This is a genomic window from Pseudomonas sp. A-RE-22 (assembly GCF_019956035.1).
Classification (GTDB): Bacteria; Pseudomonadota; Gammaproteobacteria; order Pseudomonadales; family Pseudomonadaceae; genus Aquipseudomonas; species Aquipseudomonas brassicacearum.
Genome location: NZ_JAHBCZ010000046.1, coordinates 18,746 through 43,216, shown reverse-complemented (window position 1 = coordinate 43,216; position 24,471 = coordinate 18,746). Strand labels below are relative to the sequence as shown.

At 56.3% G+C, this 24,471-nt stretch carries 24 protein-coding genes; 9 read left to right on the top strand and 15 right to left on the bottom strand.

Annotation, left to right across the window (positions count from 1 at the left end; all coding sequences use genetic code 11):
* Nucleotides 1-34 precede the first annotated feature (34 nt).
* Entirely contained in the window at nt 35-364 is a 330-nt protein-coding gene (locus KGA89_RS22065; RefSeq protein WP_223472537.1) for a hypothetical protein, read from the top strand.
* 85 nt (nt 365-449) lie between these two features.
* Nucleotides 450-1,499 carry a hypothetical protein gene (locus KGA89_RS22060; protein ID WP_148262329.1) on the top strand — a complete coding sequence of 350 codons (1,050 nt, stop codon included), beginning with the start codon at nt 450-452 and terminating at the stop codon, nt 1,497-1,499.
* A gap of 25 nt (nt 1,500-1,524) precedes the next feature.
* On the opposite strand, the gene KGA89_RS22055 is transcribed toward KGA89_RS22060, so the two are convergent.
* Both KGA89_RS22055 and KGA89_RS22050 read right to left on the bottom strand, forming a co-directional pair.
* The gene (locus KGA89_RS22055; protein WP_223472536.1) at nt 1,525-1,860 is read right to left on the bottom strand and encodes a low molecular weight protein tyrosine phosphatase family protein; all 336 of its coding nucleotides are present in this window, start codon (nt 1,858-1,860) and stop codon (nt 1,525-1,527) included.
* Nucleotides 1,857-2,051, bottom strand: coding sequence for a hypothetical protein (locus tag KGA89_RS22050; RefSeq protein WP_123351256.1), 195 nt, complete (start codon nt 2,049-2,051; stop codon nt 1,857-1,859). Before KGA89_RS22050 ends, KGA89_RS22055 begins: the two co-directional genes overlap by 4 nt.
* Nucleotides 2,052-2,389: 338 nt before the next feature.
* On the opposite strand from KGA89_RS22050, the gene KGA89_RS22045 reads away from it, so the two are divergent.
* The 3 genes from KGA89_RS22045 (at nt 2,390) to KGA89_RS22035 (ending at nt 5,673) form a co-directional block, all read left to right on the top strand.
* Nucleotides 2,390-3,535 (top strand): ComEC/Rec2 family competence protein, encoded by a 1,146-nt coding sequence (locus KGA89_RS22045; RefSeq protein ID WP_200967987.1) that lies wholly within the window; start codon nt 2,390-2,392, stop codon nt 3,533-3,535.
* The gene (locus tag KGA89_RS22040) at nt 3,532-4,356 is read left to right on the top strand and encodes a hypothetical protein (RefSeq protein ID WP_060613391.1); all 825 of its coding nucleotides are present in this window, start codon (nt 3,532-3,534) and stop codon (nt 4,354-4,356) included. The genes KGA89_RS22045 and KGA89_RS22040 overlap by 4 nt, the downstream gene beginning before the upstream one ends.
* A 255-nt stretch (nt 4,357-4,611) precedes the next feature.
* Complete coding sequence (locus tag KGA89_RS22035) at nt 4,612-5,673, top strand: ComEC/Rec2 family competence protein (protein WP_060613389.1); 1,062 nt, start codon at nt 4,612-4,614, stop codon at nt 5,671-5,673.
* Nucleotides 5,674-5,933: 260 nt separating this feature from the next.
* Here the strand turns inward: KGA89_RS22035 and KGA89_RS22030 are convergent, their stop codons facing one another.
* The 5 genes from KGA89_RS22030 to KGA89_RS22010 all read right to left on the bottom strand — a co-directional run bounded on the left by KGA89_RS22030 (nt 5,934) and on the right by KGA89_RS22010 (nt 9,626).
* The gene (locus KGA89_RS22030; RefSeq protein WP_060613387.1) at nt 5,934-6,605 is read right to left on the bottom strand and encodes a uracil-DNA glycosylase; all 672 of its coding nucleotides are present in this window, start codon (nt 6,603-6,605) and stop codon (nt 5,934-5,936) included.
* Nucleotides 6,602-7,816: a nucleoside triphosphate pyrophosphohydrolase family protein gene (locus KGA89_RS22025; RefSeq protein WP_060613386.1), complete on the bottom strand. Its 1,215-nt coding sequence runs from the start codon at nt 7,814-7,816 to the stop codon at nt 6,602-6,604. The genes KGA89_RS22030 and KGA89_RS22025 overlap by 4 nt, the downstream gene beginning before the upstream one ends.
* 61 nt (nt 7,817-7,877) lie before the next feature.
* Nucleotides 7,878-8,489 carry a hypothetical protein gene (locus tag KGA89_RS30880; RefSeq protein ID WP_158510920.1) on the bottom strand — a complete coding sequence of 204 codons (612 nt, stop codon included), beginning with the start codon at nt 8,487-8,489 and terminating at the stop codon, nt 7,878-7,880.
* On the bottom strand, nt 8,486-8,932 hold the full coding sequence (locus KGA89_RS22015) for a hypothetical protein (RefSeq protein ID WP_223472535.1): 447 nt from the start codon (nt 8,930-8,932) through the stop codon (nt 8,486-8,488). The genes KGA89_RS30880 and KGA89_RS22015 overlap by 4 nt, the downstream gene beginning before the upstream one ends.
* Nucleotides 8,933-9,266: 334 nt before the next feature.
* On the bottom strand, nt 9,267-9,626 hold the full coding sequence (locus KGA89_RS22010; RefSeq protein WP_223472534.1) for a DUF6124 family protein: 360 nt from the start codon (nt 9,624-9,626) through the stop codon (nt 9,267-9,269).
* A 492-nt stretch (nt 9,627-10,118) separates the two neighbouring features.
* On the opposite strand from KGA89_RS22010, the gene KGA89_RS22005 reads away from it, so the two are divergent.
* Together KGA89_RS22005 and KGA89_RS22000 are read left to right on the top strand one after the other, a co-directional pair.
* Nucleotides 10,119-11,348 (top strand): colicin E3/pyocin S6 family cytotoxin, encoded by a 1,230-nt coding sequence (locus KGA89_RS22005; protein ID WP_223472533.1) that lies wholly within the window; start codon nt 10,119-10,121, stop codon nt 11,346-11,348.
* 7 nt (nt 11,349-11,355) lie between these two features.
* Nucleotides 11,356-11,610 (top strand): colicin E3-like toxin immunity protein, encoded by a 255-nt coding sequence (locus KGA89_RS22000; RefSeq protein ID WP_223472532.1) that lies wholly within the window; start codon nt 11,356-11,358, stop codon nt 11,608-11,610.
* A 37-nt stretch (nt 11,611-11,647) separates the two neighbouring features.
* Here the strand turns inward: KGA89_RS22000 and KGA89_RS21995 are convergent, their stop codons facing one another.
* The 4 genes from KGA89_RS21995 to KGA89_RS21980 form a co-directional block, all read right to left on the bottom strand.
* Nucleotides 11,648-11,881 carry a hypothetical protein gene (locus KGA89_RS21995; protein WP_003197955.1) on the bottom strand — a complete coding sequence of 78 codons (234 nt, stop codon included), beginning with the start codon at nt 11,879-11,881 and terminating at the stop codon, nt 11,648-11,650.
* Between the two features lie 4 nt (nt 11,882-11,885).
* Nucleotides 11,886-12,368 carry a hypothetical protein gene (locus KGA89_RS21990; protein ID WP_003197952.1) on the bottom strand — a complete coding sequence of 161 codons (483 nt, stop codon included), beginning with the start codon at nt 12,366-12,368 and terminating at the stop codon, nt 11,886-11,888.
* Between the two features lie 72 nt (nt 12,369-12,440).
* Nucleotides 12,441-13,043 carry a hypothetical protein gene (locus tag KGA89_RS21985; protein ID WP_003197950.1) on the bottom strand — a complete coding sequence of 201 codons (603 nt, stop codon included), beginning with the start codon at nt 13,041-13,043 and terminating at the stop codon, nt 12,441-12,443.
* A gap of 68 nt (nt 13,044-13,111) precedes the next feature.
* Entirely contained in the window at nt 13,112-13,597 is a 486-nt protein-coding gene (locus KGA89_RS21980) for a DUF3592 domain-containing protein (RefSeq protein ID WP_043043070.1), read from the bottom strand.
* A 356-nt stretch (nt 13,598-13,953) separates the two neighbouring features.
* On the opposite strand from KGA89_RS21980, the gene KGA89_RS21975 reads away from it, so the two are divergent.
* Both KGA89_RS21975 and KGA89_RS21970 read left to right on the top strand, forming a co-directional pair.
* Nucleotides 13,954-15,597 carry an alkaline phosphatase D family protein gene (locus KGA89_RS21975; RefSeq protein ID WP_223472531.1) on the top strand — a complete coding sequence of 548 codons (1,644 nt, stop codon included), beginning with the start codon at nt 13,954-13,956 and terminating at the stop codon, nt 15,595-15,597.
* 199 nt (nt 15,598-15,796) lie between these two features.
* A complete protein-coding gene (locus KGA89_RS21970; RefSeq protein ID WP_223472530.1) occupies nt 15,797-16,882 on the top strand; it encodes a sensor domain-containing diguanylate cyclase in 1,086 nt (361 codons plus the stop codon).
* On the opposite strand, the gene KGA89_RS21965 is transcribed toward KGA89_RS21970, so the two are convergent.
* The 4 genes from KGA89_RS21965 to KGA89_RS21950 all read right to left on the bottom strand — a co-directional run bounded on the left by KGA89_RS21965 (nt 16,866) and on the right by KGA89_RS21950 (nt 24,458).
* Nucleotides 16,866-19,214 (bottom strand): TonB-dependent receptor, encoded by a 2,349-nt coding sequence (locus tag KGA89_RS21965; protein ID WP_223472529.1) that lies wholly within the window; start codon nt 19,212-19,214, stop codon nt 16,866-16,868. The genes KGA89_RS21970 and KGA89_RS21965 overlap by 17 nt on opposite strands.
* 1 nt (nt 19,215) lies before the next feature.
* Nucleotides 19,216-21,606 carry a hybrid sensor histidine kinase/response regulator gene (locus KGA89_RS21960; protein ID WP_223472528.1) on the bottom strand — a complete coding sequence of 797 codons (2,391 nt, stop codon included), beginning with the start codon at nt 21,604-21,606 and terminating at the stop codon, nt 19,216-19,218.
* Nucleotides 21,606-22,442: a DNA-binding response regulator gene (locus tag KGA89_RS21955; RefSeq protein ID WP_223472527.1), complete on the bottom strand. Its 837-nt coding sequence runs from the start codon at nt 22,440-22,442 to the stop codon at nt 21,606-21,608. The genes KGA89_RS21960 and KGA89_RS21955 overlap by 1 nt, the downstream gene beginning before the upstream one ends.
* Nucleotides 22,443-22,793: 351 nt before the next feature.
* Nucleotides 22,794-24,458, bottom strand: a complete 1,665-nt coding sequence (locus tag KGA89_RS21950) for a ShlB/FhaC/HecB family hemolysin secretion/activation protein (protein ID WP_223472526.1) — start codon at nt 24,456-24,458, stop codon at nt 22,794-22,796.
* Between the last annotated feature and the right edge of the window lie 13 nt (nt 24,459-24,471).

Genomic DNA, 24,471 nt, shown 5'->3' with positions numbered 1-24,471 from the left:
ACCCTCCCCACCCAGTCACAAAGGACTTCACCCCATGGAATTGCTGCTGGAAACGGTCGCTCTTTACTCCCTCAAGCTGGCTTATGAGACAGAGGGTCACAGCCCGATTCTGCGGGATGATACGTTGATGGGGGGTTGTGATCGGGAGGTTTTTGGGTTGTTGGTGCGTAGGGAGGATATTCAAGGTATTCAGGCGAAAGTGCAGCGCTGCCTGGATTTGGCACTGGAGGCAATTGGGGGCAGGAATACGATTTTGGGGCGGGAACTGGGGCGGTTGGCGACTGAATTTGGCGCTACCCAGACGATGGAGGAGCTTCAGGGTCCGCTTCTCAAACTTAGGGATTACCTGAAAGATATCCAGTGAACCTGTGGGGCGTTGGGGGAAAAGTCAGTTTCTTCTCCCACATAATGCGCGCCTGGCGCAACCGAACATATTGGAGAAGAACGCTTTGCTGAAATGGATCTCTGCACTGTTTGATAGAAGCAAAGAGTACGACACTCTGGGTGAGTTAGTGATGGAGAATCGACGCTGGCGCATGTTCGCCAAGGTCGGGTTCACGATACTGACGTTGATGCCCATACTCACATACTGCTCATGGATAGCCCCTCGCTTTGAGGACTCGGGCGTTACCAATCCCGCAGTACTTGAGGTGATCAATAGCGAGGAGTATCAGCAGGCAACCCAGGAGATTTTTGCTCTGCTCGATCTTTATAACCGGGGGGAGATTGGCCTGGATTCGCTACATGGTTTACAGGGCGTTCACCGAATTGGCGGGGTGATGGTCACTTTTAACCTGAAACTGGTACCACGAGACGAGCCTAGGCAGGGAGGAGGCAGTAAATACAAGCTTGATGGCCAGTACAAAGTTACAGTCGCCATAGGCTATCTGGTTTTGTTTCTGACCATCGAATTGCTTCTGATCGGGATAGCAACCTGCGCAATTTTCCAAGGACCACCAAAAGCGCAACGCCGGCTTGAAGAACAGATATTACAAGATCACTTCTCCCTCGATACGCCTGTGCTACCCGCAACCGTAGAGCAAGCCGATCAGATCATCGAGCGCATGCTGCTGCGTTTTCATCGTTTTGCGAAAGATCTGGAACACCGCCCACGCGGCCGAAAGGGAATTCAGCTCGACGATGAATACGACGTCCAGTTCCTGGTCAATGCATTGCTAAGATTGCAGTTTGACAATGTAAAACCTGAAGAGCCGTCCCCGAGCATGGCAGCAGGCGCCACCCGCGCAGACTTCCTCCTGCCTGAACATGGGCTCTTTCTGGAGCTCAAGATGACGCGCGATGGTATGACTGCAAGATCGCTAGCCGACGAGCTTATTCTGGATATCGCACGCTACCGGGCCCATCCCGAATGCCATGCAATCATTTTCTTCGTTTATGACCCTCGCGGCCTTGTTAAAAACTCTGTGGCATTGCAAACGGAGCTATCGGAAATTGCAGGTGAGTTACCTGTCAGCCTGATCGTTTCGCCTAGCCATTAGGAGAGGGCCGCTCGTGGAGATTGGCCTAAATGCTCAAATTACACAGGTACGACGTCACCGCTCGCTCAAGCATGTCCACCAGCCCAGGATCCATGAAGCGATAGTCATCGGGAATATCCAGAACATACAGCCGCTTGTGTTCAAGCAGCCGGGCGTACTCTGCCCGCAGACGATGCTCGTGCTTGCGCTCCATTACAAAAATGACATCGGCCCAACGGATATCCGCTGGGCCGATAGGCTTGCGTGCATTGGGGCTGGTGCCCGCCGAACGAGCCCCGAAACCAGGACGCCGACGCCAGATCGCCTCCCCGGTAGGACTACGCCATTGGTTACGACTGCAAACGAACAGGAGATTGGTCACTCTTGATCCAACAGTTGGCGAGTCGTGCAAATGGGATAACTCATACCGAGCTGACGCGCCCGGTGCAGCTTATCGGCACGGGTGTAGATCAGCTTCCAGTTCTTTTCTGGCTTGAAGTCCTGCGGACTAATCGCTTCGCGCCCACCATGTTTGCGGGACTGTGCGCGTCTCCAGCTACGGGTTCTTTTCATGGTCATTTCCTCGTGAGTACCGGGTTCAGCAGCCGCGGTAATACGAGTTGGAGAAATGGTAAGCGTGAATTGGGGTTGTGGCTAGTGTGGGCGGTGTTGGATAGCTGCGGAGGGAGGTCCGTATTGGCTATCGATTCGGGATGCAGACGCAAAAAGAAGGGACGGATTACTCCCGGCCAAGGCTAAAGTAAATAAATCCGTCCACTTACTGGCCCCCTTATTTGCTTTTTCAAAATAAATTACTCGCCTCCCCTTGAAGAAATTGGATCCATCCCAAAATTGCCTGATCAGTACTGGCAAATGGCTGCTTTTTTTGCTCTTGCAGCACCGGAGTTCCGGTGGACACCTACGACAATTTTGGGCTGCGAACGCTTAATGAAACAATACTCGGGGAGCGCGGCATGGCAGAGAGCATTGAGATTGACTTTCTCGCGGTGGGAAAGGGAGAGCATAGCGGGGATGCGATCGCGATTCGCTGGCGAGAAAACGGCGAATACAAGGTGATGATTTATGACGGCGGTACGCAAGCTTATGGTGCAAAGCTAGTCAAGCATGTCCAAGAGCATTTCGAAACCAGCTACGTCGACTATGTCGTCAATTCCCACCCCGATAATGACCATGCTGGGGGGTTGCTGCATATCTTGGAAACCCTCACGGTTGGAGAGCTGTGGATGCATCGCCCTTGGGAATACAGCGATCAGATTCGAGAGTATTTCCACGACGGCAGAATGACCGATGAAAGCCTGGCACAGCGACTGAAACAGAAAATGTCGGCTGCCTACGCGTTGGAAGAGGCCGCATTGAAACGGGATATTACGATCCGGGAGCCGTTTGCGGGAGACCAGATCGGGATCTTCACAGTCCTGTCACCTGGGACGTACCGATACGTGCATGACTTGGTTCCGGCATTCGAGAAGTCTCCTGAGCTAAAAGAAAACCAGAGTGCTATGGCTTCTGTGCTCGACGCCGTCAAAGGCGCTGCTGGTTATGTAGCTGCGAAATGGGGTATCGAATATCTGCCTGAAACGGTGATCACTTCAGCAGAAAACGAAAGTAGTGCGATCCTATTCGCGGCGATCGGTGAAAAGGGGTACCTGCTTACTGGGGACGCAGGCATTGAATCGCTACGGGCCGCTGCAACCTTTGCCTCTGAAATTGGCATTGATCTGCCCACACGCGTGACCTTCGCCCAGATTCCTCACCATGGAGGTCGCCATAATGTATCGACTGAAACGTTGAACCTGCTGGTAGGCAAGCCGCTAGAAACAGCACCTGAAAAACCTGTTCGTAGGGCGTTTGTATCGGCGGGAGCTTTGGCACCACGTCACCCCAAGAAAGCCGTGACAAATGCATTTGTTAGTCGGGGTTTCAAGGTAGTTAAGACAAAAGGCCAGAATATTTGTCACCGCTCTCATGGCGCGGTTAATCGTCAGGGGTGGGGGCCGGTTACCTACGAGCCGTTCTATGAGGAAATCGAAGAATGAGTGAAGGAGCCAGCGTCTCAGCCGTTGCCAAAGCCATCAATCAGTTTTCTGACCCTTATGAACGCCAAGCCCGTCTTTACCCCGCTCTGCTGGCGCTGTCACCCATTATCGTGACGGCGATGGCACTGTACGGAGATAAGCTCGGACTGATTTCAGGAGTCGTATCGCTGCTGGTTGCGTTCGGACTGCTTCACCTGCTTTCCGACTATGCCAGAAGCAGGGGAAAGGAAAAAGAGCAAGCGTTGTGGGGAAAATGGGGCGGGGCGCCCAGCACCCAAGTACTGCGCCATCGCGATGGGACGTTCGAACTTGGTGAGCTACGAGGTTATCACGGCAAACTTGCCACACTGATGGGTAAATCCTTCCCCTCAAGTGCTGATGAAACATCAGACCCGCAAGGAGCAGATGCGGTATACGCAGAGGCATGCGGGATGTTGCGTGGTGCCACGCGGGATACCAAAAAATTCAATCTATTGTTCAAGGACAACATCTCTTACGGGTTCCGAAGAAATGCTTTAGGACTTCGAAATATTGCCGTCGCTTCGTGTATCGCCAGTTTGCTCTGGGTAGCTATTCGCCAAGGCCCTTCGATGTGGATATCTCGTTATCAAGCAGCAACGACCCCTGAATCGTTTTTTTTGGTTAGCGAAGTCACAGCCATTGGGGCGTCGCTAGTCATGCTGCTGATCTGGACGACATTTATCACGGAAAAGTCGGTACAAGCGGCAGCATTTTCCTATGCCCGAATGCTTGTTTCGGCTTGCGAGGTTTTGGCTGTAAAGCCAAAAGCCGGTAGCGCGAAGAAAGAAAAGGTCAAGTGAGTCACCCTGCTCCGTCTTTGGCGCATGGAAATGCTTCGAGCTGTGAAAGAGTCGATGCCTTCCGAGGCACCTTGGCAGCCATGTCTGGCCTGGTGGCATTGGTAGATATGGCGGCCATGCGAAGTGCCTTCGATCGTTCCTTTTTCGCGAACGTTTTGAGCACCGATCTCCGATTGGCCTTTAAAAAAACACCCCACAACGGCGTCATTCGCAGACGTACCTATAACTGCATACATCACAAAGCAGGAAGCTACCATGTCGCACATAGAGATCGATTTCATCGGTGTAGAAACCGCGAAAAGTGGTGACGCAATCACAATACGTTACGAGAAAGATGGAGTTGCCGGCGTTCACGTAGTGGATGGTGGCTACATTGATACTGGCGCTCAGGTCATTGAGCAGCTCCGCCAATTTTACGGTACTACTCAGATTGAAAACGTAGTTCTCACACACCCAGACCTTGACCATGCAAACGGTCTGCGGGCAGTGCTGGAAGAGTGCGATGTCGGTACGCTCTGGCTCAATCGACCTTGGCTCTACGCTAGCGAATTGATAGACAGATTTGCCACTTATACGTCCGTAGATGCGCTTGAGCGCAAGCTTCGATCAGTGTACAGCGCTAGTGCAGCGTTAGAAGAGATCGCAATTCGCAAAGGAATACCTATTCAAAGTCCCTTTCAGGGAAGCACGATCGGAATTTTCCAAGTCTTAGCACCGAGCAAAGCTCGTTATCTCGACCTGATCGTGGAATCGGATAAAACACCCGAAGCGGAAACTTCTATTGCTGCAGAATCATTTGAGGCCGTCGCCAAGGCGTTCCGGGCAGTCGCAAATCTAGTTAAATCTGCGTGGGGCGACGAGTATTTTCCTTCTTCTGGAACAAGCACCGAAAATGAGATGAGTGTTGTTCAGTATGCGCAGGTGAATGGGAAGACCATCGTCCTGACAGGTGACGCCGGACGTGAAGCTCTGACCGAAGCGGCAGCCTATGCGCCTTATGCTGGCCTGAGTCTTCCTGGTATCGATATGTTCCAAGTCCCTCACCACGGGGGGCGACATAATGTCTCTACTGAGTTGCTGGATAGTTGGCTCGGCACCAGACAGGACTCCCCTGGAGCATACACTTGGGCTGCACTATGCAGCTCCGCTAAAGCAGATGAAGATCACCCCAGAAAATCGGTTATGCGAGCGATGATGCATCGGGGCGGAAGTTTTGCTGCCACCGAAGGGCAAAACATTGCTTGGATGGAAGGTATTAGTCGTGAGGGCTGGGGCCCTGTGCCGCAGATTCCATACCCCGAAGAGCAAGAGGATTAGAACTGATCAGAAATAAGCCTGAGGATCGCTTTTTATCTTCTTGATTTGTCCGAAGCTTTTGCGTCCTAGATTGATCTAATGGACCAAAGCTTCACGACAAGAACCGATCAGCGTTGGTGAAAAGAGGACGGATTTATTTTCAGCATGATAATAAATCTGCCCGCTTTTCTTCATCAGTCTTATTTCAGATACTGAGATATTGAAGCTGTCGGCGGCACTCGTGCCGCGAAAGAGATGCTTAACTCCGTTACAGATCAATCTTAGAACAATGAATGCTGATACTTTGGGTTGAGTACCTCTACTGGGATGTCGTATAGAGCGCTCATCCCATTGCGGAAATCCTTGACTCCACCATAGCTAGGGTGACGGATCGCAACCACCTCGACGCCGAACCGGCTGGCGTAGCTGAACGCGTCCTGCCCAATCGCAACTACCCGACGAACCTTCAGCCACTTGATCAGCGTCTCGTTCAGCATGTCTACCTGCTGAAGCTCGCGGGCCGTAAACTTTCGATTGGTGAACGGATTCCCAGGCTCATGTGGATGAAATGGAAACACGTTCCATAGCAGGGGCGGCAGATCAACCGCGCGCAACACCGACCAGATTTCAGAGGCTGTACGCTCCGCTAGTGCTGGGCCATTGGTGGCCTGTTTGAAGTTCGAGCCTGGGTATCTCTGGGTCATTTCGGAGAGATGATACTCATCAGTAAGCGCGAGGCCCGTTCGACGGCCACCGCGGTAACCTAGATCGCGCCCCATCCAAATCGTATCTACGCCGATCTCAGCGGCCGCTTTGAGATAACCACGTAGATTGCGACGGCGCGCCGATACAGCATCCGAGCGGTCGTGGACGGGGCATGTGTCAGCGTATGGGTTGAACACGTTGTCCAGTTTTAACTCAGACAGTGCATTCACGAAGGCTGTGGGGGTCATTGCTGCTCATTTTTTACAGGAGGTTCAAATTGCATGGAGTGCGCACGCACGTTGACAATTACGGTACCGCCGCGGTGCGTCTGCAATTCTCGGAATATCTGAAAGCCGGTCAGTATGGCTTTTTCCCACTGCCATAACTTGCATTTTTCAACCTCGTAGCCCTCGACCATGCTCTTGATCTGTTTCAGGACCCCGTAATCGAGGGCTCCTGGCTTGGCTCCGACGTAGAAGTTATGGCCTTTGGCGTGGTTGAATATCCAGGTTGCAATGCCTTCTTCGATGATCATCGCCCGAGCGCCGTCCTCGTTCTCATCCTTCTTCGCATCGGATTTACGTTTACGTTTGAGCAAGGCTCGGAGCACTGGGGACCATCCTAGAAAGGCAACGTATGCTAAGTGGAACACGTCATGAAAGCGGTAGTCATCAGGTTCGTTGCTGTTATCCGTCAGACGGTCGCCGATGAAAACTCCTCTTAGGCTCTGGACCACATATCCGTTGGCCGAGGTTCCGCGCTCAATGAACTCCACGGCTAGGTCGGACGGAAATTGCTCGTGCTCCGGAGCATCGCTGTCAAAGGCAGGGGGATAGACAGTGTCATCTTCCGGCCACCTACTGTGAATTTTTTCTAAGTTCGCCCGAGCTATATCTTCCAGTTTCAGATTGAAGCTCGCACATACAATTGAAAGCTCTGCGAGGTGCATGCCAAGATTTTCGCCTCGACTGTGCGGAGGCATGGAGATGTAATTCTGATAATTCATCTCAGCCATTGAGCCGGCGTGGTTTGCTAGTTTTCCAAGCTGCACCGATCGATCTATCGATTCGGGGCTTCGGCGAATTTCCATTAAGCTGTCGATATGACGGAATGTCACAGGAGTAACGGGGTCCTGCTCCTTCTCTCCGTAGCGAGAACGCAAAATCGCAATGCAGCACTCCCCAATTTGGTTGGGTTCGACGTCAACCAAAGCCGCGATATTTATCAGATACCAAAGAGCATCTCCCAGCTCTTCAGCTGCCAGCTCAGTAACCGTCGTCGCCAAATTGTCACGACGTACTTTTTTGACTGCCGATAACAGGCCGCCAACTTCACCAAAATAGCCGAACTTGAGCTGCTGAAAGCCTTCAGCGTCCCGATCGAACTGGTTTGTCTCGGAGGCCTTTAGCCTGTAATCAAGGATAGGTAGCGGTACGATCTGCGGCATAGGTTTGGGCATGGAAAGTCCCTTCGTCCATTGTGTTCCTTTGCATAAGCGACGCTTCCCGCAAGAACCCATTTCAGGGCCAAGAAGCCGGTCGACTCCGATAGCCACGTATAGAAAGTGATTCGAACCAACTAACCACTTCGATCCTAAAATTTTCCGAAAACTTACTCCGACAGCCGCGGGGCGGCGGATAAAGATCTTCTCCCTCGAAGTTACGTAGCTGATCAGGTATCGCTACCGCATTGCTTCCCCAATAGACGAAATCGTTTCCGACAAGGACATTGTTCGAACTGGTGTCTCTCCCAAGGTTAGCTTGGTTGATCCGACCGTCGGCATGGCTGTGATGGGAGTCTTCTTGCACCCACGCATCATCCACATGGTGATAAATATTGTCTCCGTACGCCATGCTCTCGCTGCTGTAGAGGTCCGGCCGTTTTACTCTGAATCTCTCGTCTTCCCAATATTGCTGGAACGAGAGTTTCTCCGAGACCCTCATTGCAAAAATGAGTCTTTCAGGACGTTTAAGGCCAACGCTACCACAACCGACGATAATATCGCCCACCTGAGCCGCTTTCCTAATTTGCGGTTTGCATGTTCCTAGTGTGCAAATTCCGTGAAAGGGATTCGGGGCGAAACCATAATCTCGTACGAGTCTGTAGGAAAACACCCTCGGCACCCGATTCATTGGCACTCGATCCGCTTGATCTTACGCTTCGGGCTTAAACTGCCATCCGCACACTCCCAGACCTGTTGACCCTTAATTACATCTCTCAAGCGTGGACTATCTACGATGAGCACAGAACTGGCGAGGTCATTGAAAATTTGCGGTAGAGATTCAACGCTCTGCGCAACTGCGACAATCCTTTTCCCCGATGTCCCAGCGTGCCCTGCCGCACCGGTTAGACACTCATTTACATCTTCAGGAATCAGGAATATGCAGATGACCGCATTATCAATGCAGCTTTTGATTTCTTCTGGTACAGCGCCTGATTGTGCGGCTTCTACGATTTCGCGGTCAGCTTCGGCCGTGCAAACGTCAAAGCCTTCTTCTACAAGCTGCCCGGAGACTGACTTCACCTCTGCGTCCATACCTGTCGCGAAAACGACACATGCTTTTTCATTGCCCATGGCTCAATTCCTTTCAACTGCCTGCTATTAACAAAGCAACAAAAGCAACGGATTTATTTAAAAGCCCCGCTGCGAATCCATTCCTGAAAGAATTTTTATCCTGAAATTTTCCGTCGCGCCGAATATGCTCGAATCAGGTATAGCATCAAAACGCCACTGCCGCCCTGCGAAAATTGGTCACACCTCATCTTGCTGAAAAAAAGCTCACATGCGTAAAGAATGCGGACCTTTGGGGGCTTAGGGTTTGCTATAGCGCTAAGCCTTCGGGTGAACAAAAAAGGCCTTGCTGGGCAAGACCTTTTTTCCAATCCAGGCTGCGCGTAGCGTTGCTGCCCTACCTCACCTCAACAATATCCAAAGCCCGATTCGCCAACAGCTCACTCACCTCAATCACCTGCAAAATCCCCATCGCAACACGCCGCCTCGACCCATCCAGATCAAACGCCAAATCACTGATCATGGCATTCGCCGAAGCCAGGTTCTCACTGAGATTCGCAAGCAAACACTCCGAATCCACACCCGGATCAATCCGAAAAATGGAGTCAGACTTGTCAGACGTTTCGCCCTTAGGCTTGGGTTTCAGGTAGTAATCCAGGGCACGAGTGGCCGCGTCGTCGAGCTTTTTGTTACGGGCAGACTGGGCACGGGATGTGGGTTCGTCTGTTACTGGAGGATTCGGTGTAATTTTGACCATAGCCTTAGCTCTCTTTGGTTGAGGCTACTTCCCGTTCGCGACTAAACGATTGGGAGGCAGCTGTACGCAGGTTAGTCGACCGACGAGCTAAGATATCGGCGCGCCCGGAGGCGCCCTGCGCACAGCCACCATCGAGTGCAGGGATGGGGATTCCTGACTGATGGACGCTTGAGCGACTTAGCAACGACGGGCGACTAAACCCGATCACTGATGAGCAGTGACAGGTCCCAAACTACCGACGCAACCCAAGGCGAACAAGCCGGCGGATTCTGGCGTAGTTGTAGGCAAAGGCGCAAGGCGACGTCGGCTGACGAGTTGCGCGCGCCCAATGACTGACAGCCCCATCTGACACTTCACATTGTTCCGGCCCAACATAGCCAGCCCTACCTGTTTTGAGGAAACCGGAACGACCACTTCAAGAAACCTCCTACATCGCGCCCCTCTCTTCCCGCGTTAGCGTCTGTGCTGCATTTAGCGGACGAGATTCACTACGTGGCGACACGCAAAAAAGACATCCCCCAGGTTCGAAACCCGCCCGGCGGCGACGGGCATCACGTCACCTATCGGGACATGACTGCCAGCGAACTGGCCGAGCGCGAAGCCCGGCAGTTGGCTTACGAAGCCATGCTTGCCCGGCAGGCAGCCTATGAACGAGAGCGCTGGGCCACGGTGGATAAAAAGCCCGTATTCAGCGTGACCGGAAGTGTGTTTGCCAAGAGCTGCAAGCTCCCCAACGGCATCGTCGATTACAGCAACCCCAACGGCTACGTCCCGGCAGACCTGGTCAAGCAGTACGGCGAACTCATGTGGCTCGGCGGTCGCAGCGCCGATCCATCCGGCACGATCCCCCTCAAGCGGATCGGTGCGGGTACGGCTCCCGTTACTTTGGGCAGGCTCGCGCTGGGTGGTTCGGCGACTTCCTCGGCTGCAGTTGCCGGTGGCACCGTCGGCGCTGCCCTGCTGACAGGCATCGTCGCCCTGCTCTGGCCTTCCAACCTGGGCGACAGCGCGCTTTATAGCGAAGACCAGCTACGCGACCTCAAGCAGGCCCGCAGCCGCATGCGCCTGAGCGTCGAACAACAGGCCGACGGCAGTCTCAAGGGGTATGGCTTCTATACCGGTCAGCATCCCGATTGGGAGATGGTTGATGTTGTTCAGTTCACGTCGCGAGCCGATCAGTTCATCGCCGACCTGGGGGATGGCATCGAGCTGATCTGGACGCCGGCTACCAATCCGGCTGACACCCCCGGCATTCCCGCTCTGGAAGCAGCACCCCAGGCACCGCCTATTTGGATCTACCCGCCGACGCCGATGGCCGACAGCATCATCGTCGACCCGATCTATCCGCCGGAGTACAGAGATTTCATTCTGGTGTTTCCGGCGGATTCGGGGGTTCGGCCGGTTTATGTGGTTTTAAGTGTTCGTCGAAAGGGTTTGGCCGAGACCGGCCACGACTATCATCCTGCTCCGAAAACCCATGAAATTGTTGGCTTCCCTGGATTGAAAAGAGGCAAGAAAAAAACACCTGTACAAGGAGGTGGCGGCCTACGGGATCGCTGGTTTGATGCGAAGGGCAGAACCATTTATGAATGGGATTCTTCACATGGTGAATTGGAAGCCTATCGTGCGAGTGATGGAAGCCACCTAGGAGCCCTCGATCATATTACGGGCGAGCAGACAGACGGTCCCAAGAAAAACCGTAATATCAAAAAATATTTGTGAGGATCAAATGGGACTCAAACTCAGACTTGAGTGGTATAGCAAACAAACCGAATCCTACGAGGGGGAGGAGTATTCCGAAGACTTGGGCGATGACGGCTCTGTCATTGAAGCCCTAGGGATTCCAGTCAAAAACAATGTAAATAACGGAGGGTTTGATGTCCCCCAAGAATGGGTAAAAACCCTCCAACCTCACTTTCAACACTCAATTGATTCGAGCCGCTACGACTATCAGATTGCTTTCGACTATCGAGACAGCTGGTAGCCACGGAGTGAGTGGTCAATCAAAGAGAAATACAGACTCACGCCACATACCGTGCCCGGCTAAAAAACAGTGCCGCACCGATAGCAATAGCACTGGTTGAAGCGATACCCACATCAAAGCCCGAGATGAAGGATGGCAGCGCAAAAATACTCGCGAATCCCAGCGCAAGCAGGGTTATGCCGAGCCATTTCCTGAGGTCGTAGGATTTCATATAGAAGAACAGCAGCAGGAACACCGCGTATGCCAAGGCGTACAGGCCATATTCGCTCATAGTCCTAACCTCCTTGAGCCTTGATGATCATGGAGGATCCGGAGCGTTGCGGACCTATGCCACCGCTAACTTGTGCATCCAAGCTAACGATGACATCACCGGCGTGATAGGTCGGCAACTTGCCCAGTGTGAACTCGCGGACCGCCCATCCCACAGGGAGGGCTGCGCCGGGCATTAATTTGCCGGCCGCCGTGGCGAAAACGCCAGTAGTTAGGTTGGCGATACTCATTCGTTGGGCGTTGAGTAAATCACCTTGTTGCCGGGTCAGGGGTTTTGAAATCCCGATCATCATTTGGCAGGGTAAATCCTTGGCGAGCATTTTGTCGTAGAGCTCCACCACCTGGTTGCTCACTTCATAGTGGGCGGATTTCGCTTCGCCAAAGTGCAGTGTTCTGAGGCTACCCCGTTCATCGGCTGACAGGGTGAAGCGCGATACGCTGAAGATAATTCCATGGTTGCCAGAAAATTGGCCTGTTTCAAACTTCAATGCTCGCATCCTTATCGAGTCTGTGAAGGCGGGATTCTGTCTTAGCCGGTGTGCTTTTCGCAAATGGTAAAGCTACGGCTCGGATTGCCCTGCTACCTGACGATCCGCAGTCACGATAAAGGGCCTGCCCTCAAGATCCATTTGCTCCAGGACCATCCTGTTCTTATCCACCTCCTTGATGCGCGCCTGCCCCGATCCCCCTTCGGGGTAGATATCACTGAGGTTGGGCATGCTGGGGCCGATAAATTGCGCCACTGTCAAAGGCGAAATATCTTGGCCGTCAACCGAGTAGGTCTTGGGTAACGTCTTCATCTGCTGCAGCGTGAACGACAGGTTTTCGCTGTCTGCGCTCCAGGTGCCGGCGCCATTGGCACTGTATTCGAGCCTGAACGGCTTCGAAGGCTCTGTCCCAACCAGCGCGACGACGCCGCTGACGTTGTAATGATTGTTGGCGAAGTATTCGATGGTGCCCTTGAACTCGAACTTCATGCCGTCGCCGTTGGGATAGCTGAACGCTTCGGTCCAACGACCAATGAAGTGGCTTTTGTAGTAGTCGGCCCTCATTTCGGCCAACCAGGATGAAATGCTGGGGAACCCGGCCAACAAGCCAACAATCGCCACGATCGCGGCCCAGCTTTTTAGCGAGTACTGCTTGAGTGTCGAGACAGCGGTCATCCATAACTCCTTATCCATGAGGAGGCGCGCAGCACTCCGGTTTGCCTGAGCGGTTGTTGCCAGACCGCTCAATAGAAGCGGTCTTCTTCTTTCATGCGGTAAATGCGACCGAACGTCATGAAGGAAATTCCGAAGAACACCAATGTCAGCAATACCCCGCCAGCCATGACGAAGAAGCTGGCGCGATAAGTGTGTAGCTCGGTGGCGATGCTGCTGATTTGGGGAAACCAACGTGAATACAGCAGGGGAACGTCACCCCCTACCTCGTACTGATCATGTTCGTTATAGCGTTGGTCCACGTATTCGTCTTCATGGACTTGCTGATCACCGTCGGTATATCGGTAACGAATGATGATGCCATTTTCATTCATCGGGATGCTTTCCAGTTGCGTCACGGTGCCGTTTACCTCGACAGCGCTCCACCGAATGGCCCCATAAATGGACCCTGAGTGTTTTGCCAGGGAGGCTAGAAATAGCAGTACACAGCAAGCAACGGTAAGCAGGACGATTCGGTTATACAGGTGGTCTTTTTCAGCTTCGCGTGGGTAAAACATGCTCCGGTCCTTCGAATGGGATTGCTGCGCAACCTATTGGCGAGCGACAGGGCAACTTGAGTTTTTATTGAGGCCACGGCCCGTTCGTTGCTGTCGGCCTGTCGATAAGCAGGGTTCAACGGATTGTTATCCTGCCAAGTGTTTCATTTACTTAACAGCACGCCGTCAACACTTTCAATTATCGCCAAAAACAGGCGAGTCGATTCGACAAGCGAAGCGGTACGGCTATATTCACAATGCCTCCATCCTGATTGGATTTGAATCCTTCGCTGTAGATCCTGCCGGAGGGACGTAAGCATCCGAACCGGACTCATCTCCTGTTCTGAGATAACTATGCTCGGACAAAGGAATTCCCCATGGCCTTGGTCGACCCTAGAAATAATGAGTACGACGTTTCCAAACTACAAAGTGCAAGTATTATCGGACACGTCACCACCCAGTCTGCACGCATTTGGATTCGCGTCTATACACCAGGAAACTGGAGTTTGGTTTGGTCAAAAAATGCAATCGAAGGCGATTTGGTAAAGCTGGATGGCAAACCGCTGGCCGAGTTTTTGAAACCGTATAACTGTGCTCATGACTCATATGCATTCAGTTGGGAAGATGATCTGACCCATACCTTCGACCTTCAGGGCCTGGATCAAGACACGACTTATTTCTACTATTTAATGACCGACGAGACAGACGGTACGGACACATTCCGCAGGACCGAAATCGGTTGTCATAAGTCACTCGCCTTCCGGACCATGGCAGACGAGATGCTTGATTTCAGCTTTGGATTCTATAGTTGCCATGATCCGTTCAACGCAAATGGAAGTTATGGCGCCTGGCCTCTTTTTCTGGAAAAAATGGATGTTTCAAACGCCAGATTCGCTATAGGGGGTGGCGATCAGGTGTATGTTGATTGCCAGGAAAGCAAGCACTTTCCTGACATCTGGGAGTGGTTGAAAGACAACAAGGACGACTTGATCGCAGAGTGTTCTACAAAAGGTAAGCTTGACCTTAAAAAGCTCGACGCGTACCTGCTCAATCTGTATCGCTGGTACTATCGAGTGTATTGGAAATTTCCACACCTCCAGGAAGCGTTCTCCAAGTACCCGCAATACATGATCTGGGACGATCATGAAATCATGGATGGCTGGGGTTCTCGTACCGACGAAGAGCGAATCGCAATAATTTCCAGGTATTTCGAACGCGATGACAAGGTAATAGATAGAAAATTGGTTAATTCAATGTGGACGGCTGCGCGGACGGCTTACTTTGAATATGCGCACAGCCACAATCCCGAGACTGGCGTTTCCAAAGGCTCCTTGAAAAAACCAGAGACCTGTATCTGGGATTACGGTTTTGAAAAAGGCGGCATTCCATTTTATATGCTTGACATGCGTGGACATCACGACGTCGAAACCCCGGAAAAGAAGAACTTTCTTCTCGGTACAAAACAAATCGAACGATTCCAAGGATGGTTGAAAAGTAGCGCGAACTCATCCTCTCCCTTGTTATTTGTGGTTAGCCCGGTGCCATTCGTTCACTGGAAATCGGTGCTCTTGACGGCTGGTTCCTGGCTTGACTCCGCCAAAGATGATTGCATGGATGAGTGGGACCATAGCAGCAACCATGCAGAGCGAAACATCCTGCTGGATTCCATCTTTCCAGCGCTGGACAAAAGCGGCAAGACATTGGTGTTCATCAGTGGCGACGTTCACTGTGCCGCTGCGTTTCGACTGAGCCATGATAAATATCGTAAAGCCAGTATTTATCAGGTGACCTCCAGCGCTATTTCCCGAATGCCCGCCGGGCAGTTCGCCGGAACCGGGATCGCAAATTCTGGAAAGATCAACGGTCATGATTCCATCTATTTCGAGCACCTTTTCAGTCACTCGGAAGACAAGAACTTTGCAATATTCCACGTAGCGGGTGGAGCCTCGGCATCTGTCGATCTCTGTTGGCCTGGTGGCTCACAAGGCGAAGCCGTGGTGAAAACCCTACGACTTCGCTGACTCCCGCTTGACGCAAGGCCTTGATAAAACCTGCGCACTGTAAGCCACTATGGTGCGCAGTCATGTCCCGAAAATCTTTCCACTCCATCCCTTCCCGCAAAGCTCCCATCCGCTCCAGCAAACGCCCCTCCAATCCCCCCGCGTCGATAATCCCCGCTTCACACACCCCAGCGTTGCAACCGAGCACCGTGTACCCCCCATGACCCTACGCACCTTCATCCGGAGCTATTGCCTCAACTCCAGGCTCGCCACGCATGCCCTGACCCGGCTGCACCGAGCGCTGTCATCCCTGGCCGCCTACCTGGCCCAGCAAGGCTTCGATTCCAACATATGGCCGGCCACCCGTGACGAAGCCACGCTGGACCGTCGCCTCAACACCGTGTGCCCAGAACTGGCCGCCACCGTGTTCAGCCACGCCCGCGAAGGCATCATCCTTGTCGACCCCTTCGGCCGGGTCATCACCGTGAACGAGGCCTTCACCCGCCTCACCGGCTACGGACAAGAAGAGATAGAAGGCCGCGAGTTGAACTCCCACCGCATGGTCCGCCGCCTCACCGCTTTTTACGCGCCAATGAAAAACGCATTGGATTTCCACGGGCATTGGTCCGGTGAGATTCAGAGCAACCACAAGGATGGCCGGGAGATGACGTCGCGGATCAGCATCAGTGCGGTGCATGACCGTCACGGCAATGTTCAGCACTACGTGGCGCTGTTCAGCGACATGACGCAGATGAAGCAGCGTCTGCAGTTGCTGGAGCGCGATGCCCGGTATGACGCGCTCACGCAGTTGCCCAATCGGTTGTTGTTGGCCGAGCGGATGCGTCAGGCGTTGGGCAAGGCGCGTATTTATCAGCAGAAGGTGGCGATTGCGTTTATTGATCTGGATGGGTTCAAGGCGCTGAACGACAGCTACGGGCATGACTGGGGGGACCGGGTGTTGCAGATTGTCGCGGCGCGGATCAATGCGACGTTGCATGAAGGGGATACGTTGGCGCGGCTGGGTGGGGATGAGTTTGTCGCGGGGCTGGTGGGGTTGCAGGCGGTGGAGGACAGCGAGCCGTTGCTCAAGCGGATGCTGGCGGCGGCGAATGCGCCGATTTTGATTGGCGCGCAAACGGTGGAGATCGCGGCGAGTATCGGGGTGGCGTTTTACCCTGAGCATGGGCATGAGGTGGATGGGCTGATCAGTAAGGCGGATCAGGCCATGTACCTGTCGAAAAAGGCTGGCGGTAATCGTTTGGCGTTTTGTCCGACGCGGTTTATTTCGGTCAATAACGAAGTCTGACGGTGGTGCCGAGGGTGCGTTCGCTGCCGGTTATGACGCCGTAGTCGCCGGTGCCGAGCAGTGAATAGACGGCGGTGATGTAGTTTCGGTCGAAGACGTTGCGCACCCAGCCTTCGACTTCCCAGGCGCGGTCCTGGCTGCGCAGGCCCAGGCGCAAATTGGTGAGGCCGTAGCTGGGTTGATCGCTGCCTTCGCCGCCTTCGAGGGTGCCGGAGTAGCCGGTGCGAAAGCTGTAGTCGATGCCGCTGAAGGCTTCCAATCCGTAGGGCAGCGGGTGGGTGTGGTCGAGGCCGCTGCTGAGGGTCCATTCCGGCGCGTTGTAGAGGCGCTCGCCGCTGAGGTCGCAGGTCCATTGGCCCGAGGCCGGTGGGCACGGGGCGTTGGGGAAGCTGCGGTAGCGCGCATCGCTCCAGGCCACACCCAGGCGCCCGGTGAGTTGGGGGGTGAGTTGCCAGGCGGAATCGAGTTCGATGCCGCGCAGACGGACTTTGCCGACGTTGATCAGGTTGTCCCGCAGCGGTGGTGCGAACAGCGACGTCGGCGGGCTGTAGGTGAGCGCTTGGTAGTTGTCGACGTCGGTCTGGTAGACGGCGAGGTCGAGCAGCGCGCGTTCATCCCAGAACCGCGTTTTCATGCCCAGTTCCAACGACGTAGCGCGCTCCGGTTCGAAGGTGGGCGCGGTGAACGGACCGACCACGTCGAAGTTGATGCCGCCGGCCTTGTAGCCCCGCGACCAGCTGACGTAGCCCATCACCGCCTCGCTGAAACGGTAGCTGGCGCTGAGGAGGCTGGAGACGTTGTGTTCTTCAATCGAATCTTCGCGGTAATAAGCACCACCGAGGGCAATGTCGCGCAGCAATTGTCCACCGGCCTGGAACACCGGGGGCAAGCCGGTCAGCGGGGCGAGGTTGCTGACGTCGCGGGAGATCCAGCCGTCCTTGCGCTCCTGGCTGTAGCGCACGCCGCCGGTGAGTTCCAGCGGGTCAATCGGGCGCCAGGAGAGCTGGCCGAAAATCGCTCGGCTGTCGCCCTTCTGCTCGCCGTCATAACGTTGTTGGGCGCCGTCCAGCAGCATGGCCGGCACCTGGCTCGGATCGGTGATGGTGATGCCCAGTTTCTTCAGTTGCTCCAGTTGATCGCCGACGAACCAGGGCGCGGCGTCCTTGCCATATTCGGCGTCGATCTGCCGGTCGAGCTGCTGGCGCAGGTAGTAAAGGCCGGCGACATAGTCGACGGACGAGCCGGCTGTGCCGGACAGGCGCCATTCCTGGCTGAACTGCCGGTGGCCCAGCTCGGTTTCGGACTGGATCACCGACAGCGCGGTGCTGTCGCTGTCGCGGGTGGCGCGGTAGTCCCAATCGCGGTAGGCGGTGATGCTGGTGAAGCGCATCGCCTCGTCGAGGTCCCAGTTCAACTCCAGTGAGACGCCGTTCTGCAGGGTTTGCGGATGGCCCGGCGCGTCGATGCGGGACTCGCGTTTGTAGGGGTCGGGCTCGGTCAGTGGATAGCCGAGGAATTTGGCGCGTTTGCGGGTTTGCTCGCCGTAATGATTGACCAGCAGGACGTTGCCGGCTTCGTTTTGCTCGGCGTAGTCGGCGATCAGGCGGGCGCTGAAGTCCGGGTTCGGCGTCCACAGCAATTGGCCGCGCAGGCCCTGGCTGTCGGCGTCGCCGAGGCGGCTGCCGTCTTGCAGGTTTTCCACGGCGCCATCGGAGGCGCTGTCGAAAACGTTGAGGCGGCCGGCCAGCACGTCGTCCTGCAGCGGCCCGGAAATCGTCCCGCGATATTCCCGCAAACCGCGCTCGCCATAGCTGGCTTCGAGGTTGGCTTCGGGCTGGAACGTCGGTTGTTTGGTGATGATGTTCAGCGCGCCGGCGGTGGTGTTCTTGCCGAACAAGGTGCCTTGGGGCCCGCGCAAAACTTCGATGCGTTCGATGTCCATCAACTCGGTGAAGGCCATGCCCTGGCGCGCCTGATAGACGCCATCGACGTAGGTGCCGACGCTGCCTTCCAGGCCATCGTTGTAGGCGGTCGCGCCGAAGCCGCGCAGGCCGAAGCCGGCGTAGCGGGCATCGTGGCCGGACACTATCAGGCCCGGCACGCGTTGTTGGATGTCTTGCAGCCGGTGCAGGCCGGCCTCGTCCAGTTGATCGCCGTAGAGGACGTTGATCGGGATCGGTACGTTTTGCGGATCTTCTTCGCGGCGGCGGGCGGTGACGGTGGTTTCGTCGAGCGTGAGGGTGCTGGGGGCCGCTTGTTCGGCATGGGCTGACGCCCAAGGCAACGCACAAAGGCTGCCGAGCAAGAGCAGCCGATAACCCAAACCCGACATGCTAGAACTCCCGAGCCATTTCGCGACGCACCGTGTCCGGGCAACAGGCCAGTGTCTTGACGCAGGCCAGCAATTCGCGGCTGTCGGCGGGCTTGAGCAGTATCGCGTCGAACGCCAGGTCCTTTGGGTAGTTCTCCGGTCTGCGTGGCGGGACCGCGGAGTAAAGCACCACGGGCAGATGATCCCAACGCTCGCGCACCTGGCGCAGCAGTGCCCAGCCGTCCATGCCCGGCATCATCTGGTCGCTGATCAGCAGGTCGATTGGCTGTTCAGCCAGGCAGGCCAAGGCGTCTTCGCCGTTCGCCGCCAGGCTCACGTCAAAACCGTAGCCGGCCAGCAGGTCGTAGAGCCATTCGCTGTTTTGTTCGACATCGTCCACCAGCAGAACGTGTTTGCCCTGGCCGTCGAGCGGCGTGACGTTGTTGTCGACGAGGCCGTTTTCCAGGTCGTCTTCGTGGGCGCATTTGAGTTGCAGGCGAAAACTGAAGTGGCTGCCCTGCCCCGTGGCCTGGGGTTCGAGGCGGCTGTCCATGCGTTCCAGCAGTTGCGTGACGATGGACAGGCCCAGCCCGCTGCCCTCGAAGCGCTGGGCATTGCGGCCGCGGCGGAACGGTTGCAGCAGGTGTTCGAACTCTTGCGGGTCGATGCCGATGCCGGTGTCGATCACGCTGAAGCGCAGCTCCACGGTGTCGGCGGTGGCGCCTGGACACGAGCTCACTTCGAAACGGATCTGGCCATTGCGGGTGAATTTTGCCGCGTTCGCCAGGAGGTTCATGAGGATCTGTCGAAGGCGCTTGAAATCGGCCTCTACCAATGGCGGCAGGTCATCGGCCAGCACGGCCTCGAAAGTGTTGCCTTGGCGGGCGGCGAGAAAGCCCGCCTCGTCTGCGATCTCTTGCAGGAAGCCGTACAGATAGTCCGGTGCGAGGGTCAGTTGCATCTGCTCCAGCTCGCCACGGGAGAACTCGAGCATCTCGTCGATCAGTTCCAGTTGCTGGCGGGCGTTGCGCTCGATGGTGGCTTGATAGTCGCGGTTGGGGCCGGCGTGCAACAGGCGCGCGTAGTCGATGATGCGCACCAGCGGCGAGCGCAGGTCGTGGCTGATGCGCGCCATCAACGCACTGCGCGCCGCTAGGGATTCGCGCAGCTGCGAGGTGCGCAGGGCCACGGTGCTTTCCAGGCGTTCGTGCTCGGCTTGGCGTTGCTGTTCGAGGGTGGACAGGGCGTGTTTTTCGCGGTGGCGGCTGCGGGCGACTTCCATGATCAAGGTGCAGACCAGCAACACCACGCCCGGGAGTGTGGACGATAAGCTGTATTTGCTTTGGGGCGACTGCCAGGGCAAGTATTCCTGGGGGAAAAGCGTCCGCATCAGCAATTGTGCAAGCAAGAGCCCCGACACCAGCCAGGCCATCCAGCTGTAGTTCAGTCGTCTGCGCCAAGCCATGAACAGCGTGGCGAGCAGCGCGCCGTAGAAACTCAGGAGGGCGATCTGGACGATCTGCGCACCCTGGACGGGATCGATTTTTAGCCACCAGAGTCGGCCGAGAATACAACCCAACAGCGGCACCCAGTAGCTCCAGCCAATGACTCTGGGCAGCACGGAGACCTGCAACAGCACGCGGAAGTAGCCAAGGAACAGGACGAACGCGATGGCGCTGGCGCAGGTCAGCAGCTCCCGTGTCCAGCCCAGTGCGGTGGGCCAGTAGATCAGGTAGCCGTTGAGGATGCAGGTCAGCAGGATGTAGCTCAGGACCGCACCCGCGTTCACGGCCAGCAGTCGGGAACGCAGGATCACACTGACGATCAGACCGAACGGGACGACCAGCAGGACGATGCCTAGGGTGAGTCCGTCGCTGAGGTAGGTCTGTTGCTGACTGCGCAGCAGTGCCGGTTCGGACCAGAGTTCCGGTTCCAGCAACATCTGGAAGTTGCTCGTCACGCGGACGAACACCGTGACGCTCTCCCCCGCCGCCACCGACACTGGAAACGCCGGCTGACGCGCCACTGGCTGGAGCCACTCAACCAAGGGATAGGCGCCTCCGCCGTAGGCAACACGCCCCGGTTGGTAGACACGGATGTCTTCCAGGCGCGGCGCGCCGACCTCCAGCAAACGCGAACACGCCACAGCGCTTGAGTTGGTGAGCGGCACTTTCAACCAGAAGGCGGAGCGGCTGTAGCCTTGGGTCGGCCAGCTTGGGGTGGCGGGGTTGAAGCGTGTTTCGGGCAATTGCGCGACGTCTTCCAGGCTCAAGCTGGCCTGGGGGTCTTCGAAAATCTGTATCGCGGGCATCAGGTCCAGGTGGTCAGCCCGGCAGATATCCACAGGCGCGGCGTGCAGCAAGCCTGTGGATAACAACGCTGTCGCCAGCAATAAAACCTGTAGGAGCCGCATCAGGCGCGCCCGGCCAACTCGGTTTCGGTGATGCCCAGGGCTTGCTGGCGAAACTGGCTGGGCGTCATGCCGATTCGCTGGCGGAAGGCCGTGGTGAAGTTGCAGGCGTTGCGAAAGCCCACCAGTTCGGCGACGTCCTGCACGCTCATGGCGCTTTCGGAAAGCAGATCCTGGCCGCGCCGCAGTCGTGCGTCGCGAATGTAGGCGAACACGGTCAGCCCCAGATGCTCGCGAAAGATCGCGGTGAGGCGTTTTTCATGGGTGCCGACTTTTTGCGCGAGCAGGCCCAGGGACGGCATGTCGTCCAGGTGGTTTTCGATCAGTCGCATCGCCGCGCGCAGCACGATCTCATCGCCTTGCGGCTCCGGATCGGCCGGGCGTTCCTGGACGGCCGGTGGCGCGCGCCAGGTCAATTGCAGGTGGATCCTGATACGCGCCAGCACTTCTTCGGGGGCGCAGGACTTGGGGATGTAGTCCACCGCGCCCACGGTCAGCCCTTCCAGGCGCTCCAACGAAGTGTTGGCCGACGACAGGAACAGGATCGGGACATGCCGGGTGGCCGGTGCCTCGCGCAATAGCCGGCACAGGCTGAAACCGTCCATTTGCGGCATGTGCACATCCAGGACGATAAGGTCCGGGCGCAGGGCAAGAGCCCGTTGATAACCTTGATAGGCGTCGCTGGCCAGGGAAATGCGCCAGGGCTGTGTCTTCAACAGGATGAGCGTCGCGCGGATATCTTCGGGGACATCGTCGATCAGCAGAATATGCGGCAACAGCTCGGACGCCGCCACGCCCCCCGCCGGCGCTGCCTGCCTTTCGTATCGTCCGTTGTCCATTCGCCAGGTCTCTCGTTGTGTTTAGCCACGTCACTGTCGCGAAATTGCCCGGCAAGGAATCACGTATCGGGCCGGCAACAAGCCGATATAACGGCAGATCAGGCGAGAACTGAAGCTATCAAATTTTTAATGGGCGATAAACGGTCGTCCCGGCCGTGACGTCCACTGAATGCGGGGCGTCTTGGGGGCACAGGAGCGTGTGGCGAGGGGGATTGGACAAGAAGAAGTGACTGCGCCTGGAAAGGCCCAGGCGAGCCCATTGATAGCGGATCGTTCACTTAAACCGTGGCGAGGGAGCTTGCTCCCTCGCCACGGGTTTGTTGAACGCCTAAGCAAGGTGGCCTGGAACGATTAGAACTGGTAACCGATCTGAGCGAGCAGTTGAGGATTTTCCTGGCGGGTATCGCTCTGCGCTTCACCGCCGGAGTGGCGCCACGCGACCGTTGCATCGAACGAAATCTGGCCGTATTGAGCGCGTAACCCCACACCGCCACCGGAGATGCTGCGGGTGTTTTTCTCATCGGCCCACTCGTTGTGGTTGATGCGCACTTTACCGGCATCCCAGAACAGGTAAGGCGTGAGCTTGTCGATCGGATAGCGAAGTTCGATCTGGGTCAGCAGGCCTTCGTCGCCCGAGCCTTCGCTTTGGGGATAAGCCCGCACACCATCGATGCCGCCGAGGCTGAAATCTTCGGAAGAGTCCAGGTTGTCATTGCTCCATTGGCCGAGGACGCGGGCGAAGAGCGTGAAGTTGGCGGGCAGCGCTTGCAGACGGGCGAGGTCGACGTTCACTTTACTGAAGTGGCCCTCGGTCTGGGCGGTCTGACGGTCGCCTTCGCGCAGGGCCGAATCCAGTTTCAGGTCACCGTAGGTCAGCGTCGCGCCGCCGTAGGTGATACCGCCGCCGAACAAGGTGTCCCTCACGTCGAATTGCAAGCTGATGGGCAGCGTGTTGCTGCTTTTTTCAAAGCTCAGCCCCAGCGCTTCGTACTTATCCTCAAGGTCCTTGTGCTGGTATTGCCCGGCCAACATGACGTTCGCCTGGTTGCTGCGCAGGAGCGGGTAACTCAGGCCGATGCTGCTGACCTCGGCGGTACCGGTCGCCCCCAGGTCGGCGAATTCGGCGCCCAGGTCGTAACTGCTCTGGGCGTAACCCACGTTGCCGCGCAGGCCGGACGTTCCCAATGGCATCGAGTAGCCGAGGCTACCGAAATACAGGTCCTCATCGGTCGCCATCACGGCGGCGCTGAGCCTGTCGCCCAGCATCAACGGGCTGTTCCAGTCACCTTGTACCGTCAGGCGGTTGCGCCCCGAGTATCGGTTGCCGTGGTTATCCAGCGTGGCCTTGCCCTCGAAGGCCTCGGTTCTGCTCACTTTGGCATCCAGATCGCCCGTACCGAGCGCCTCGCCCGGCCGGATGACCGGGCGAACAGCCACGCCCGGCAAGTCAGACAGGACCAAGATGCTGCGCTCCAGGCGGTCACGCTCGATCACGTCGCCCGGCTGCAAATCGTTCAGGAAAGGCTGCGCCTGGGCGGCCAGTTTCCCATCGTCGTTGGTGGCGGTGACTTTCCCATAGCGGCCTTCGATCACCGCAATGGTCAGCTCGCCGTTGGCCATGCGTTGTGCCGGCAGATAGGCACGGGCAAACGGGTAGCCCTGCTCGCGGTAGTAAAGCGTGACCTGCCGGGCCACTTCCCGCAGCTCGTCCAGGTCAAGGGCCTGGCCGATGACCGGCGCGACGACGTGCTGCAGGCTTGCCCCGTCAATGTGGGTGTTGTCGGTGAAATGCACGGCGTTGAGCTGGACTTTGGCGCCGCCGACTTTTTCCTGGACCGGTTGCGGCGGTTCTACATCCAGGCGAATGCTTTGTGGCAATTCCTGCTGCGGAATCGGCAGTTCCTGCAGGATACGACCGGCGTCGGGGATTGGGCGGGTCGGCAGGGTCGCCGCCCAGGCCTGGGAGGTGGATAACAACGCCAGACCAGCAGCGCAGGACATCAGTTTGTTATGCATTGGATAAGTCTCG